9 protein-coding genes and 2 pseudogenes are annotated in these 15693 nt (G+C 62.0%); 10 read left to right on the plus strand and 1 reads right to left on the minus strand.

Annotated elements, in window-relative coordinates; all coding sequences use genetic code 11:
- Positions 1-59: 59 nt before the first annotated feature.
- The 7 genes from CN311_RS05760 (at position 60) to CN311_RS05795 (ending at position 11409) form a co-directional block, all read left to right on the plus strand.
- The gene (locus CN311_RS05760; protein ID WP_133117141.1) at positions 60-2477 is read left to right on the plus strand and encodes an ATP-binding protein; all 2418 of its coding nucleotides are present in this window, start codon (positions 60-62) and stop codon (positions 2475-2477) included.
- On the plus strand, positions 2458-4287 hold the full coding sequence (locus CN311_RS05765) for a response regulator receiver domain (protein ID WP_097572423.1): 1830 nt from the start codon (positions 2458-2460) through the stop codon (positions 4285-4287). The genes CN311_RS05760 and CN311_RS05765 overlap by 20 nt, the downstream gene beginning before the upstream one ends.
- 382 nt (positions 4288-4669) lie before the next feature.
- Entirely contained in the window at positions 4670-8317 is a 3648-nt protein-coding gene (locus CN311_RS05775) for an ORC-CDC6 family AAA ATPase (RefSeq protein WP_097572425.1), read from the plus strand.
- Between the two features lie 968 nt (positions 8318-9285).
- Positions 9286-9600 carry a hypothetical protein gene (locus CN311_RS05785; RefSeq protein ID WP_097572427.1) on the plus strand — a complete coding sequence of 105 codons (315 nt, stop codon included), beginning with the start codon at positions 9286-9288 and terminating at the stop codon, positions 9598-9600.
- Positions 9601-10028: 428 nt separating this feature from the next.
- On the plus strand, positions 10029-10220 hold the full coding sequence (locus tag CN311_RS33305) for a hypothetical protein (protein ID WP_097572428.1): 192 nt from the start codon (positions 10029-10031) through the stop codon (positions 10218-10220).
- Between the two features lie 165 nt (positions 10221-10385).
- A complete protein-coding gene (locus CN311_RS32475; RefSeq protein ID WP_165779604.1) occupies positions 10386-10538 on the plus strand; it encodes a hypothetical protein in 153 nt (50 codons plus the stop codon).
- Between the two features lie 394 nt (positions 10539-10932).
- Complete coding sequence (locus CN311_RS05795; protein WP_097572429.1) at positions 10933-11409, plus strand: ProQ/FINO family protein; 477 nt, start codon at positions 10933-10935, stop codon at positions 11407-11409.
- A gap of 277 nt (positions 11410-11686) precedes the next feature.
- Here CN311_RS05795 and CN311_RS05800 read toward each other — a convergent pair.
- Positions 11687-12194 (minus strand): annotated as a pseudogene (locus CN311_RS05800) (Tn3 family transposase); the annotation flags it as partial.
- A 618-nt stretch (positions 12195-12812) separates the two neighbouring features.
- Here CN311_RS05800 and CN311_RS05810 point away from each other — a divergent pair.
- From CN311_RS05810 to CN311_RS33310, 3 genes and pseudogenes are all read left to right on the plus strand, one after another.
- Positions 12813-14015, plus strand: a complete 1203-nt coding sequence (locus CN311_RS05810) for a cytochrome P450 (protein ID WP_097572431.1) — start codon at positions 12813-12815, stop codon at positions 14013-14015.
- Between the two features lie 94 nt (positions 14016-14109).
- Positions 14110-15399, plus strand: coding sequence for a cytochrome P450 (locus CN311_RS05815; protein WP_097572432.1), 1290 nt, complete (start codon positions 14110-14112; stop codon positions 15397-15399).
- A 1-nt stretch (position 15400) separates the two neighbouring features.
- Positions 15401-15688: pseudogene (locus tag CN311_RS33310) on the plus strand (ferredoxin); the annotation flags it as partial.
- Positions 15689-15693 lie beyond the last annotated feature (5 nt).

Here is a 15693-nt window from a genome sequence, read left to right on the forward strand (position 1 = left end):
TCATAATCCCAGTTCGCACATTCGCAGACGACGTCGCCGTCCTCACCGAGTTGCCGCGGATGGTCGAAGTCGTCCTGAACAACCTCGGCCCCGTCGGCAATGACGGAATCCGCGAGCTCACCGAGCCATGGCGACGGTTCGCCAACGACGAGGAGGCAGATGGTAAGGTCTCGACGGCGGACTGTATCGTCGAGTTCTGGAAGGATATTCCGCTCCATCAGCGACATCTCGACGAGTGGCCGGTCACGGTCGACCTCTCGGCGAAAGGCACCGCTCTGTATTTGCTCGGAGCACACCATGAGCTATCAGTGTGGCTAGACGCATCGCACGAGGATCAGGAAGCCAAAAACGTTAAGGAGCGCCTGACCGACATCCTCACGGGCTTTACTGATACTCTGACTGATCATCCGGTCGAGTTTGGATACGAGGTGCTTACGTTCCGCGGGGCCACGCCGCGCCGCGTCTTGTCGTCGACCGACGTGTTCGATCTGGATGACTTCCACCAGCTCGAACATACGGTCGAGGGCCGCTTCGACGACAACGGTGTGTTCCGAGGTGTCGTCCGCGCCTTTGGTCAAGACCTCGGTGAGCGGATCATCCCCCCGCAACGGCCACTGCCCAAGGGGCGGGGAGACAAGCCGGGAGCATTCGACTTCGCGATTGGAACGTTCGAGCAGCTTGCGGCCAATTCGACCCACAATGCGCGACGGCATAAGGACCTCGCGGATCAGGTCGACAAATATGGCGGTGTGAGGGTCTATCGAGATGGACTGCGTGTCATGCCATACGGCTCGGCCGACGCGGACTTTTTCGCGCTCGAAGAAAAGCGGCAAAAGCACGCTGGTCGGTACTTTTGGGCCCATCGGAGAAGCTTTGGCCGATTGGCCTTCAGCAGAGCCAATAATCCGGGACTTCGTGATAAGGCTGGTCGTGAAGGGTTGGTCGAGAACCGCGCTAGTCGGGAACTACGGCTGCTGGTCCAAGACCTACTAATCAAGCTTGCCGCGGACTATTTTGGCACGGACGCACCCGAGCGACCGGAGCGCATCGCGGAGGCCCAGAAGCGCAATCAGAAGGGCAAGAAGGCGGCGGATCAGGCCCGCAAGGCGCGAAAGTCGGCATTTCGGCAATATCTGGCCTCCGCCAGCGTAAGGATGCCTTCGATCAGCCAACGAGCCCGGAACGTGGCTGACAAGCTCGACGACGCGAACACACTCCCCGACCGCGACGCGCTCGCATTGTTGAGAGGCGAGCTCGAGCGTACCCGCGCCGAGATCGCCGAAGTCACGCCTCTCGACGTCCCGAACAACCTCGGCGAGGCGGAGCAGACCTATCGCAACTTGCGCGACGAAATCGACGAGGCGACCGATCTGGTCCGGTTATCGGAGGAGGCGCTCCGGGCACTGGAGGCGGCGCAGGGCGCAGCATCGCCGAAGGAGGTGGCCCGTGCCGTGCAGCTCCATCATCGAAAAGCGCTCGACGTGGTGCTCGACGGCTATCAGGGAGAGGTGCGCGAAGGCTTCCGCGCCCTGATGGAGCAATGGACGGCCAACCTGGCAGACGACCACACCCGCTACGAGCGGGCGACCGCGCCCATCGTCCGCGACGTCACAAAGGCGACGAACCTCGCCGATGTCCTGGCCTTGCTGGAGACGAACCGTCTCCAGCTGGAGACGGAATTCGCCGAGCGCTATCGCCCGATCATCCGCAACGTCGGCAGTATAGTGGAAGGCGTCGACATCGAGACCGCGCTGGCCGCGGTCGATGAGGATCGGGAGGATCTTGACCGCAGGGTCCGAGATCTGAACGCAGTCGCCCAGCTCGGAATCACCGTGGAGATCATCGGCCACGAGCTCGAGTCGCTCGATGGGGAGGTAAGTCGGAACCTCGAGATGCTTCCGTCCGAGGTGAAGGGCAGCAAGGCGTACCGGCAGGCGCTCGAGGCGCACAGGGCGCTGACTGAGAAGCTACGATTCCTGTCGCCCCTGCAGCTCGCTGGGGCGCGGATCCGCGAACGCATGACCGGTCGGCTGATCGGCGACTACGTCCGCGAGTTCTTCGGTTCGACCTTCGAGGACAACAAGATCCTGTTCGAGACGACACCCGCATTCGACGAAATCGGCTTCACAGAGATGCGATCACGGATCTTCCCGGTGTTCATCAATCTGGTGAACAACGCGATCTACTGGGTGGCGAGATCGTCGGAGCGGGTGGTGCGGCTCGACTTCGTTGACGGCAAGATAGTGGTCGCCGATACGGGACCGGGCGTTGATCGCGACGACGTCTGGCGACTTTTCCAGCTCTTCTTCACGAAGCGTTTGTCCGGTAGGGGGGTCGGACTGTATCTGAGTCGAGTGAACCTGGAGGCTGGGCGTCACTCGATAAGGTATGCCGAGGACTCGGACCCCCACGTCCTGCCGGGCGCCAACTTCATCATCGAACTTCGTGGGGTGGGCGATGGAAACGGCGCAGTTTGAAGCCAACTTCGCCGACGCGGTGGTGCGGAGCTTTCGCGACGACGCGATCCGAACCGCGGTTTTGATCGACGACCAATTTCCGACCTATCTTCAGATGCACGGGGCGAACCTCAAGGACGACTTCAAAGAGTTCAAGCGGGCGGCCAACCTCTACAGCTTCTTCCATCAACGCGGGCTCATCTGCGACATCGAGAACTGGCGGAATCCGGAGGATGCTGACCTGGAGCTGATCGACAAGGCTCGGAAAAGTGACTTGGTCGTGCTGGACTACCAGCTCGGCGCAGGCGGGCCCAAGACAGCGCTGGAGATCCTTCGGCACCTCGCCGTCTCGGCTCATTTCAATCTAGTCGTACTATATACCAACGATCCGCTAACTAAGGTCGCCCTGGCGGCGGCAGCGGCGATGCGGGGCGTCGCGCCTCCCGATCCGAAGCTCGTTCCGACAGCAGAGGTCTTAGGCGAGGCTGCGGCAATCCTGGACCGCGAGGAGTTCCGCGAGGTCGACTCGGCAGGGCTGGTGGCCTACCTCACCCGCGGCGAGACGCCTTGGAAAGCGGACATACAGGCCGCCATGGCCGAGGCTGGCATGCACCTGCGCAGCCTTCGGCCGCTGACAAGTTACATTGCGAGACGCTGGATCCAGCAGGTTTCCGAGGGTTACACGCCTGCCGAGGGGCCAATCCTTGAGCTTCGGTGCGACCTCGGCGTTGCAGGCGCGATGTGGATCCACTGCGGCAGCTGCTTCGTTGCCGTCGTCGACAAGCTGAAGGCGGGTGCCGACCAGGATGAGGGTAACTACGTCTGGAACCGGGTGGGTGCAGCCCTACGAGCATGGCGTCCGAACTTCTACCGTCTGGTGCTATCAGAGATCCAGAACGCCTTGGAACTAGAAGCCGTCGCGGATCATGAGGCTTGGTTGGACGACAACCTGTGCCTCGGTCTCGGTCTCTATCTGCTCGAATCCGACGACGCGGCCGCCGGCAAGATGGAGGCTGTCGCGGTAGCAGGCTCGGCTCAGAGCCTTATCGACCGGTTCGTCGACCTCATCCGCCGTAGGCTGGCAACGCACTTGAAGATCACCGAGACCGCAACCCACATGCTCTCGGCGCGGTTGTCGACTGCGCTCAGCGCCCCGGGGCTGGGTGAGAGCAGCCGCCATGTCAGGGCGCGGCAGCTGGCTCACGTAGCCGCGGATACGGCATGCGACTGGCAGGAGAAGGTCCTGCCCGCCGTCAACGCCTTCATGATGTCCGACGAATTCCGCGGTGGCCACATAACGACGGGCTCGGTTCTACAATCAGATGGGGCTCACTACTGGCTCTGCGTCTCGCCAGCCTGCGACCTCGAACCGAGGGAGACTGGGCCGGTGCTTATGCAGGTTATCCGGCTGAGCCCGCGGCCATCGACGGACAAATATTCCACAGGCGAGCACATCGTCATCGCCACGGAAAAGGGGCCGGCCGTGCTGACGGCGTTGAACGCACTCAACCGACAGCCTTCGCTGAAGGTGATTCTGCTTCCAAATGGCGCTGGCGTCGTCCGCGATGGAAATTCTCCTCCTATGCTGACTGGATGGTTCGCGTCCACGATGGCACCAAGCGCCTTCGGCCCGACGGTGGTTGGAGCGGCCCCGACCACTGCGGCGGCAGAGGCGCCAGCCGAGGCCGGAGAGCCCGCGCCAGCCGCCCATAGTGAAGTCGGCACCGCGTTTACCGTGGTCGCGCAGCTTCGGGGGACGTTCGCCACCCGTTTCCTGCTGGCGGCCGGTCAACACCTGTCGCGTGTGGGCGTCGACTTCATCGATCTATAGCGCCCACCGCGTCGGGTGACATCAGCCCTCGACACTCATCGTGAGCTCTATCCTGCTCGGCTGCTTCCGAGGACGCGAGCGAGGCTCTCGCCTGAGGTGGCACTCCAGTCCGAGCTTTAGAGCACCGCTGGTGGTCCATCATCGCTGTTCGTAGCCGCTGAGACGACCGTCATGGAGTTCCAGGGCGAACCTAAGGGAGACACGGCCTTCCGCATCTCCCAGGCGTGAGGTTGCTGGTCCAGCCCGGCATCCTGGTCGAGACGGGGGTAGCCACTGGCAAGTGTTCGCTGCCCTTCTGAGATGCGCGTCACCTTTGCCGCGTGTCTGTGCGAATGCATCCGCATCATGTTACCAAAGGACGAGCAAACCGTGGGATGCATCAATGCCCGATCTGGCCAAGTTCTGTTGTTTTGCCTGCCCCGCCAACGACTTTGCGGAGAAGGCGCTTGAGCAATGCTGCCCAACCTGCAACCGTCCGTTTGGCTTTCCCCTTAGCGCGTCGCCTGAAACCATAGGCTCGTATCGGATCATAAAGCCTCTCGGGCGGGGATTTTATGCCTGCACCTACGTCGCCGAGAAGACCGGCGCCCTGAAAACAAAGCATGTTCTCAAGGTAAGTCCTACGTCTCTCTACACGTACTTCAAAAAGGACTTCAACGCCGAGAGCGCGCGCCATGCGCAAGTGGCCGACGGCGCGGAGTACGTGGTCGGCATCTCCGATGTCTTCGACGCGGACGTAGTCTTCGGGGACTTTTCGGCGACCTGCCACGTCGCGGTCCTGGACTACGTTGAAGGGGCGCCGCTTTCCGACCTCTTTACGGGGGCGGAGAAGCTACTGGCGGGCACGGCAGCCCAGGTCGCCGCCGACCTCTTCCGGCTCAAGGCTGAGCTAGAGAGCCGGCTGGTCAACCACAACGACCTCCACGCCTCAAACATCATCGTCGGGCGGCTGACGCCAGGGAAGTACCGCCAGGGCGCTATGGATGCGTCCGTGCGGGTCGTGGCGATCGATCTGGGCTCCGTCGCGCCTGACCGCAGGTCGGGGAACGGCTATCTGGGCGATTTGCACTGGATCGGGCGGCACATCCAAGCCTTGACGGAGGTTTTGCTCCGCGAACCCGACACGATCAGTGACTTGGATAGCCGGGTGGCCAACGCGCTTCAGATGATTGCCCAGAGCATCGTCCCCGCACTTGAGAACCAGCGAACTCCAGATGCCGATGATTTCGTTCATCTGATCGAGGAGCAGTACTTCAAGACATCTGAGCCTTGGCGGCCCTGGCGCAATCCGCTTGTGCTGAAAACTTTCAATGCATCGTACAACGCCCAGACCCTGGACGCTTGGCACGTCCCACAGCTCCTCGTCGATCCGGATGGCACTTGGCTCGCGCGGATCAGTGCGCCCGGCCCGTTGGTGATGACCGGTATGCGCGGCTGCGGCAAAACGCTGCTGCTTCGTGCTGTGCAGTTTCATGCGCGTGCGGCGCGGCATGCGGATGAGTCCGACGCGGACGTCATGACGCGCCTGGCGAAGGATAATTACGTCGGACTTTTTGTATCGGCCCAGCGCCTGCTTAACGTGGGCCAGAGCACAGAGTCGCAGACTAGGGATCTGTTTCCCCGCCTCTTTGTCGCCTATGCGCTTGAGGCCGCCCGCGCGCTGGCGCACCTGCGGGACATTTCCCCACAAAAGGTCAGGCACGATGCCCATGCCGTGCTCCTTTCCGCAGTCCTGGCCGCTCTTGATCCCAGCCCCGCCAGGGCGGACTTGGCGACCGTCGAACAGCTGGAGCGGCACCTCAGCAGCTTGCTGGTGAACCTCAGCCGCAGCGACAGCGATATCCGACTAGCCTCGCATCCGGCCAACGCGTTTGCTAATCTTGCCGAATCAATCCGAAACGCGTCGACGCTCTGGACCTCGGCTCAAGTGCTGTTCCTGCTCGACGATGTATCCACTCGCTACATGGAACCGGATCGCGTCGAGGATGTGCTTTCAGCCCTGATCTTTCAGAATCCCAACTGCGCCTTCAAGATGACGTCCGAGGCGCAGACCATTTTCCTCAGCCTCAAGTCACCGGGCACCGTCAACCCGGCCGCGCACTGGCGAGACTTCGCCACCTTTGACCTCGGCGCGGAGGTGAATCAGCGGTTGAAGGACCGCGAGGGCAAGCCATTCGTGGAGATGATTCTGCAGCAGCGGGCTAGATTCTACCCGGGGCATCCCCGTGGCCGCCCGTCCGAAGTGCTGGGCGACGTACCGCGTGAGCAGATAGCGGAGATTATCGCAAGCTCAAAGCCAGACTCCAACGACCGCAAGCGAGTCTATAGGGGCCTGACGGCACTGACGGCCGTGTGCGTCGGAGACATCGGGAGCGTAATTACCATCTATGAGAACATGCTCACGCGCTCGGGGGGACGTATCCCAGTTGCGGACGACGTTCAAAATAACGTCTTCCAGGATTACTGCTCCCGGCACCTTTACCTGCTTGACCGGCGGGAAGGAAACTTAAAAGCAGTCGCCCAGTCCTTCGCGGAAGCCGCCCATGAGCTGCTGATCCAGTCCGGAAAGCGCGGCGGCCGGCGGCGCCTTAGGCAGTACGCTAGCATCTACGTGCGGATCACCACCGGCGATCCAGACGAGCAGATGGCACGGCTACGCGAGCTAGTGGACGCGGGCGTGTTCGTATTCACCGGCGGGGCGGCCCGCACCAAGACGCGCGACTCGAACCCCACTCAGCAATTCAAGCTCACCTTCCGGAAGATCTACGGTTTGGTGAATTTCATCGGTCTGGCGGAGCGCGATCGTTTCGAGCTGTCCGGGAAGGACCTTGAGGACTGGCTTTCCAACCCCGCGGACGGCAAGGCGATCCTGATGAGGAATCTGCGATCGGCTTCCGAAGCCGGCGACGACGCCGAAGAGGTTGAAGCGCCCATTGCCGCCTCCTCGAGATCGAGAACGCGGCAGGGTGCGCTGGACCTCACGCTCCCAATGCCGAAGCTTCCTGAAGAGAAGGATTTGACCACGACCGAGCGCTTGCTTAAGGACTCACATCTGCCCCTGCCGACGATCGAGGAGTTGGATTTCACGCAGCTTTCGAAAGGCGGCGTTGACACGGTCGTGATGCTCGCGCTGGGGTTCGAAGAACGTACTAAGGCTTCGGCCGCCCGCCTGCTCGCAGCCACCCGGCCACGGCAGGTTGTCGCTCTGCGCTATCCCGAGCCCGGATACTCGAATGATATACTGCAACTGGTCGAAGAGTCCGGGGCCAGTGTTCGCATCATCGACTACGCCGACTTCCTAAAAGGTGCCTCGATTTCGCTCGGCGAGCGATCCGTCATCGATGTCACTGGCCTGGCCAAACCAGCGATCTTCAAGTTGATACGGGAAGCGTTGATCAGTTCGAGTCGCGTCGATGTCGCTTACACCGCCGCGGAACACTACTTCCCGCTGGAGGCCGACCTGGACGAGGTGGTGAAGGCATTCACCTCCGACAACCATCACCAACTGCTGCTATCCCTTAAAGGTGTCCTGACTGGCGAAGACGGGCCGTACCGCTCTACACCGCAGCTGCCAGATGATTCCGACGGCACACGTTTAAGGGGGCTCTTTGCGTTCGCATCCTCCAAGCACGAACGGCTAATCCAACTGGTGGAGGAGCGCGACTATGACCTCATCGAGGTGATGGTAAGCGAGAAGCAAAACTCGCGCTCTAAGATCGCGCAGATCGCTGCCGAGGTCGCGGTGCGCGGGCAAGATAGCGGCAACATCCGAACGTGCAACGCCGGTGACCCTGCCATGGTCCTCCAAGCCCTGGCAGAGCGCTACGAGGCGTGGTCTGTCCGCGACGGGCTGAATTTCGAGATAGGCCTAACCGGAAATAAGATTCAGACCGTGGCCGCCGCCGCATTCAGCGCGTCGTACAGGGTGAACCAGGCCTGGTACGTGTCGCCGGCGACTTTCGATCGCCAGCGCTTTACGACCGGCGTTGGAGACACGCGTGTCTTTCGAATCAAATCGTTCCGAGTATAATGCTGGCTGCGGCTCGCAAGCGCACCTTTCGAACGTCTCCGGAGGGGTCGTTCTGAGACCTTAGCCTTTCTCGGTCGAACGTCCGTTTTTCGCTCCCGTGAGCTACCAGGTCGCTAACGGCCAGCCGAGACCTTCGATGCGGCATTGCTGTTCACAGCACAGACATTCTGGCGGTCAGATGTTCGTTCTCTGTTCTTCCATAGTCGCATAAATGGCAGACTGGAATTCGGAGTGATGTCGAATAATTGGCATTGTCCAGTAGCCGCCCGGATAATCATTGGCGACGAACACCTCGAGATGGTCGACACCCTAACCTTCATCGGTGAATCATATTTAAGCGGCAAGGGATCCTTCCCGAAATCGAGCTGCAGCGCGGGTTTTGCCGGCCGGCCGCATCGACTCGCCACGCCTCCGCTAGATCGAGCGGCGTAGCGCCTCCAACATTAAGTTCGCGGTGGCGCTGTCCTAGCCGGCGAAGATCGTGTTCGTCATCCCGCGGTTCGGGCGCCGGTGCACCCGCCGCTGGCCCTCATCTGATGCGCGCTTCGCCCTGCGGACAGCAGACAGCGAAGCCGCCGCGGCCGCGAAAATCTCGCAATGTCGGCTCGATTCCAGGTCCCGTCCGCCACTTTTGCGGGGTGATCCATGCAGGTGCCTGGCGTGGATCGTGCCAACCATCCCTGACCGCATCATTGCCAGCGCCCTCCTTCAGCCCGCCGAGCCTCGCGACGCCGGAATAACGATACTCTTCGAAGAACATTCTCTTTGTAGCAAGCGTGACGGTCTGCGCCGTCTTACCGAGTTTCAGCCTTTGCCATCGCCTCCTGCCCTCCCTGCCGCGCGTCACTCTAACCTGCTCTCATCGCCTCACCTCACGCGGAAAGAGTGTCGTTAACGTCATCCTGTGCGGGAAATGTCACAGCGATAAGACAGAACGCAGAAAAGCCATAATGGCGTCCTGCCAAGCAATGGGCATCGAGGATGCCGACGCCTCAGTCATCCATGAGTTCGATTCCTGCAAGCGGGCCGGCTCTTTAACCGGCCTTTCCTGGCGCTTCGCGCGCAGGCACTTCGCCACGATTACCTCCGATGTGGAGAAGTTGTCATGTCGCAATCCGCTGTCGGTCAGGGACTGGCACACAGCCAACAAGGCGCGTTCGGGGCTGACACCGTCAAGCTCGCAGGGCACCCCTAGTCAAGTCGTTGCAGCTCCCGTCGGCTTTCTGAAGTCGGTGACGGGCTTAAGAAGGTTCCTGATCGCCGTGCTGGGACATTATTCCTGACCCGCTCAATTGGATCACGCCGCCCTAACGACAGAAAAAGACTCGGCACAATCTGGGTGCCGGGTCTTTAGGGTCAAATGTGATTGGGCAGGTGCTGTGATGCTTCTTGGCTACGCCCCGCATGATTACGAGCCGCTAACTGTGGGTCATTCCTCAGCCTCTACTCGGCGACAAGAGCGTCCCGATAGGTCTCTTGGCGCCGAAAATAAACAATATGGCCCGGACAGTGCAGGGCTCGCTTGGCAACCCTATTGCAGAGTCCACCGGACCCGCCGGCGACATAATCAAGGAGCTCTCGCATAGGACAAGCCGGTGTTTGGTTTCTCCCGGATCATCTGCGATTTAAATCAAATCCGTCTGTGGATATTGACGATTGCGTGACCCTCACCTCGTAGACGGCTAACGCGGGCGGCAACTGAGAGGGTCATATGACAAGCGATTTTTCCGCCGCGCGAGTGCATCTAGATCGAGCGTATCATTACCTGCGAGGCGATGACCCGATGAGCCAGAGGGGGCGCGAAGCCTTGGATCTGCTAATTGAGGCAGTTGCCGTCGAGGAGTTCAAGCAGCCGAGCCAAAACGCGGAGGTGCTAATGTTTCCGATTGGGCGCCGCTTCTGAGGCGATCTCCATGGTGGCAACCATGAACGTGATGTGCAAACATCCTCAGAATATTGCCCGTCAAGGCATGAGCCGAGTCGGCAATCGAATGGGAGTCCGAAGCCTGTCGCCCACAACCTTCTGAATTTCGCTGCGCCTATTGTCATCGGCGGCAGCTATTCCGGAATGCCCGCCGCCCGGCAGTTCCGCCGCGCCCGCGCCAGGTTCTGGGGATCGACGCCGGGTTGCGGCGGAACGCTTTTTGCCAGCCATTCGCCTGCCTTCCTGTCCAAGGGCGGCGTCGATCCGGCCGAGATCACGGAACGGTCGCCTGAGTAGCTTTCGCGCTACGCGACGCCCTGGTACGACGGAACGGCCGAACGGGTGAGAGGAGCCGCGACGGTTTCGGGTCCTACTCGCTGACGGCCCTCCGCGGAGGGCCGTCGAGTCTTTTTCGCTGCCGGCGTTTGAGATGCACTGCCAAGGGTCAATGAGCTTGCGGAGATATGGGGGAACAGCATTCCACCGACCCTAATGTATGGCTGTGAACTCTATCGGGACGGCTCGGCGTGATTGGCGCCGATCCTGCTCGGCCCACCAGGCACTTCGCCTGTCCGAATGAGGAGGCGCCCGCTGCTTTGCCCTGCGGGGCGAATTCTCATTTTTCCAAATCATTGCATATATCAGTGCTAGGAAGGTCCGAATTGGAAACGAAAACAATGGGGCGAGGCTTATGAGCTGTAGCCGAGGCAAATCGCCTGCACAGCTTTTCCGCTATCTATCGGCCAAGTGGCCTGCGGCGTTCAATCCGAAAGCGCCCAGGCCGCTCAAGATCGGCATCCATCATGACATTCGGGTGCTCGACGGCGAACTGTCCGATGATGAATTGAGGAGAGCCCTGCTGGCGTATACCAAGATGGCCAAATACTTGGAGAGACTGGATGCCGGCGCTGCACGGGTCAATCTCGATGGCAAGCCGGCCAGCGTGGTCTCGGATGCGGACGCGGCGACCGCCAAGGCTTTGCTTTGCGCCCGCAAGGACAAACAAAAAGGCAAGCAAACGCCAGAGCCAAGGGTAGAGCCTCAATCGCCACCCAAACCAAAACCGAAGCGAACCGCCGTGTTCAAGGCGAAGAATACGGCCGACAGCCCGACCGGCCTAATCGTTGAGACGAAGCGTCGCCGGTCATTCCGAAAGCCGATGACTTGATCGCCGCTGAGCGATAGCTCGCGCCGACCGGGACAACCCTCAGGGTCGGAGCACATGGCGCCCGCGCCAATCCGAATTGCCGCGATCGCAATGGAGCTGCCGCATTCGCGCGAGAAAAACGGACTGGTCGGTCATCCCTTCTTCGGGATGAACGAAGGCCAGACGCTATTCCGATGGTCGTTCTGGCCACCGCTGCGACTGTGATATTTCGGGATGGCAGTCAGATCGAGGCCGGCCCAGATTGACTGTGGCCATACTGCTGCTCAACCTCCTCTCAGTTGATGACGTTGGAAAGAATGGGAAGCAGATTGGGCAATTCAGCGCGCAGGCCTGATGGCGCCAGCTTCTGCCGGGCGATCGCCTTCAGGCGTGGCGGCAGGTGAACCCGAGCAGGCGGCAAAAAGCGGCGCCGACGGCGCTCTGGCCATGGCCGCTGTCGAATATTGGCCCTGAATCTCCACGTTGGTGCAGTGTCGCAGCACGCCCTTGATCATCGCGGCGACCTCCGAAGACGAACAGCGCTTGAGTTGCGAGAAAATGCAGGTCGAGCCCTTTTCGACATGCCAGTAGGTCATCACGCCGCGACCGCCATAGCGGACATGCCATTCCGTCATTTCACAAGCGCCGAACTTCTTGGACTCCGACGCGCAGGCCGTGCCGGCTTCGCCCCAGATGGCGGTGTTGCGGATAGCTAGTGTTGCATTGGCAACGCGCCCGCAAGCCGCCTCGAGCGCGCCCCTTAGCAAGCAGGTGAACCCCTGAGCCAACCTCCTATGGGTCAATAGGGTCAGGTGGCCTGCCATCATTCCAGGACAGGACAACTGACAAAGAAGGTGTCGCCTATCCGACACTCTTCTGTCGTCTTTGTTGGGTCCGCGACACCGGCCTATTTCGCCAAGCTCTTGTCTGGCCTCAGGCTAATCCGCTGAAAAGTAATCACAATGTTTTTCTTCTGCTGGGTCGGCCAAATTGGCACGAGTTTTGAGACTGCTTCGTTGGGAGCCGGGAGCCGCCGACCGACCTTCATTTCGTGGATGACACCGCGATCGATGAAACGGAGAAAGAAAAGCAAAATGTCAAATCCGCATCAGATAGCATTCTATGCAAGGGGGCCTCGGCGAAACCGCCCCGTACCCAAACAGGCTGCCGCCCTTGTCGACCCTTGCGCAGGAAATCTTGATGGCCGGCTGCGACTCAAAGGCCCACCACTCGTCTTATCCTGAACTCGAAGGCGCAGGGTAAAGTTCTGCATCTCGCCGCGCGGTATGCCTAGGCAGTTACACGTTGGCCGATCTTGATAATCGAGTCGGGCTACGCCGCGCAGGACGTTCAATTGCCGTCCTACGTCATTCGCTGCCCGCAGCGCCTTCCGCCCTTCCATCGCTAGAGAGTGAAGTGCCACCATGTCCGAACAGCCCTTGCCGACGCTGCCGATGTGGCGCGTCGACCACATCGAGCCCTCGCCCGAGATGTTGGCGCTACGCGCCAACGGTCCGATCCACCGCGTGCGCTTCCCCTCCGGGCACGAAGGCTGGTGGGTGACAGGCTACGACGAGGCCAAGGCGGCGCTGTCCGACGCGGCGTTCCGGCCCGCGGGAATGCCGCCGGCGGCATTCACCCCGGATTCGGTGATTCTCGGTTCGCCGGGGTGGCTGGTCTCGCATGAGGGGGGCGAGCATGCCCGGTTACGCACGATCGTGGCGCCTGCCTTCAGCAACCGCAGGGTGAAGCTGCTCGCGCAGCAGGTCGAGGCGATCGCCGCGCAGTTGTTCGAGACGCTGGCGGCCCAGCCCCAGCCCGCCGACCTGAAGCGCCACCTCTCCTTTCCGCTGCCGGCCATGCTCATCAGCGCGCTGATGGGCGTGCCTTACGAGGATCACGCCTTTTTCGCCGGGCTGTCCGACGAGGTGATGACGCATCAGCATGAAAGCGGCCCTCGCAGCGCGTCGCGCCTGGCCTGGGAAGAACTGCGCGCCTACATTCGTGGCAAGATGTGGGACAAGCGCCAGGATCCGGGCGACAACCTGCTGACAGATCTGCTCGCGGCGGTCGAGCAGGGCAATGCGACCGAGGAAGAGGCGATCGGCCTGGCGGCGGGCATGCTGGTGGCGGGGCACGAGAGCACCGTCGCGCAGATCGAATTCGGCCTGCTGGCCATGTTCCGCCATCCGCAACAGCGCGAACGCCTAGTCGGCGATCCATCCCTGGTGGACAAGGCGGTGGAGGAAATCCTGCGCATGTACCCGCCGGGCGCGGGCTGGGACGGCATCATGCGCTATCCGAGGACCGACGTGACTATCGCGGGCGTGCATATTCCCGCGGAGAGCAAGGTGCTCGTCGGCCTGCCGGGGACGTCGTTCGATCCGCGCTATTTCGACGACCCGGAAACCTTCGACATCGGACGCGACGAAAATCCGCACCTGACGTTCTCGCACGGGCCGCACTACTGCATCGGCATGGCGCTGGCCAGGCTGGAACTCAAGGTGGTGGTCGGTTCGATCTTCCAGCGCTTTCCCGCGCTGCGCCTGGCCGTGGCGCCCGAAGAACTGAAGTTGCGCAAGGAGATCATCACTGGCGGGTTCGAGGAGTTGCCGGTGCTCTGGTGATGCACGGACGCCGCCGGGAATCGTGATCTTCTCCGCAATTTGCCGGCGCGCCTAGCGCGCGCCGGTCAGATCAGCCAGCCAACAGGTAACCAAGATGGACGTGCAAGAAACCACGGCAGCATGCCGGGACGCCTTCGCCGAACTGGCGTCGCCAGCGTGCATCCACGACCCGTATCCGTTCATGCGGTGGTTGCGCGAGCACGATCCGGTGCATCGCGCGGCGTCGGGCCTCTTTCTGTTGAGCCGCCACGCCGACATCTACTGGGCACTCAAGGCCACGGGCGATGCGTTTCGGGGACCGGCGCCGGGCGAACTGGCGCGCTATTTCCCGCGTGCGGCGACCAGCCTGTCACTCAAACTGCTGGCGTCCACGCTAGCGATGAAGGACCCACCGACGCATACGCGTCTGCGCCGGCTGATCTCGCGCGATTTCACCATGCGCCAGATCGACAACCTGCGGCCGAGCATCGCGCGCATCGTCGCAGCGCGCCTGGACGGCATGGCGCCCGCGCTGGAGCGCGGGGAGGCGGTGGACCTGCATTGGGAATTCGCGCTGGCCTTGCCCATGCTGGTCTTCGCCGAACTGTTCGGCATGCCCCAGGACGACATGTTCGGGCTTGCCGCCGGCATCGGCGCCATTCTGGAAGGCCTGAGCCCACACGCCAGCGATCCTCAGCTCGCCGCGGCGGACGCGGCCAGCGCCAGGGTGCAGGCCTACTTTAGCGACCTCATACAGCGCAAGCGCACCGGTCCCTGCAACGACATCGTGTCGATGGTGGTCGGCGTACACGACGACGATGCCGACACGCTGTCGGATGCGGAGTTGATCAGCATGCTGTGGGGCATGCTGCTGGGCGGCTTCGCCACCACTGCTGCAACCATCGACCATGCGGTCCTGGCGATGCTGGCGTATCCCGAACAGCGGCACTGGCTGCAGGGAGACGCCGTGGGGGTGAAGGCATTCGTCGAAGAAGTCCTGCGCTGCGACGCGCCTGCCATGTTCAGCTCCATTCCGCGGATCGCCCAGCGCGACATCGAACTGGGCGGCGTGGTGATCCCGAAGAACGCGGACGTGCGCGTGCTGATCGCGGCCGGCAATCGCGACCCGGACGCCTTCGCCGACCCCGACCGCTTCAATCCCGCGCGGTTCTACGGCACCACTCCTGGCATGTCGACCGACGGGAAGATCATGCTGAGCTTCGGCCACGGCATCCACTTCTGCCTCGGTGCGCAACTGGCCCGGGTGCAGTTGGCCGAGAGCCTGCCGCGGATCCAGGCGCGCTTCCCCACGCTGGCATTGGCCGAGCAGCCGACCCGGGAACCCTCCGCGTTCCTTAGGACGTTCCGCGCGCTGCCGGTGCGGCTGCATGCGCAGGGGGGCTGAGATGCGCGTCGTGATCGATCAGGATCTGTGCGGAACCACCGGGCAGTGCGTGCTGACGCTGCCGGGCACCTTTCGCCAGCGCGAACCGGACGGCGTGGCGGAAGTGTGCGTGGCGACGGTCTCGCAGGCGCTGCACGCCGCCGTGCGGCTCGCGGCCAGCCAGTGCCCGGTCGCCGCTATTCGGGTCATCGAAAGCGAGGCTGGCGATGACGAGCGCGCCAGCGCCGACCTTGCGCCTTCTCCGGCGGAGGCTGAGCGGCATGCCGCGAAAGACCAACGCAACCCAGGAGGACA

The sequence above is a fragment of the Mesorhizobium sanjuanii genome (assembly GCF_002529485.1).
GTDB classification, from domain to species: Bacteria; Pseudomonadota; Alphaproteobacteria; order Rhizobiales; family Rhizobiaceae; genus Mesorhizobium; species Mesorhizobium sanjuanii.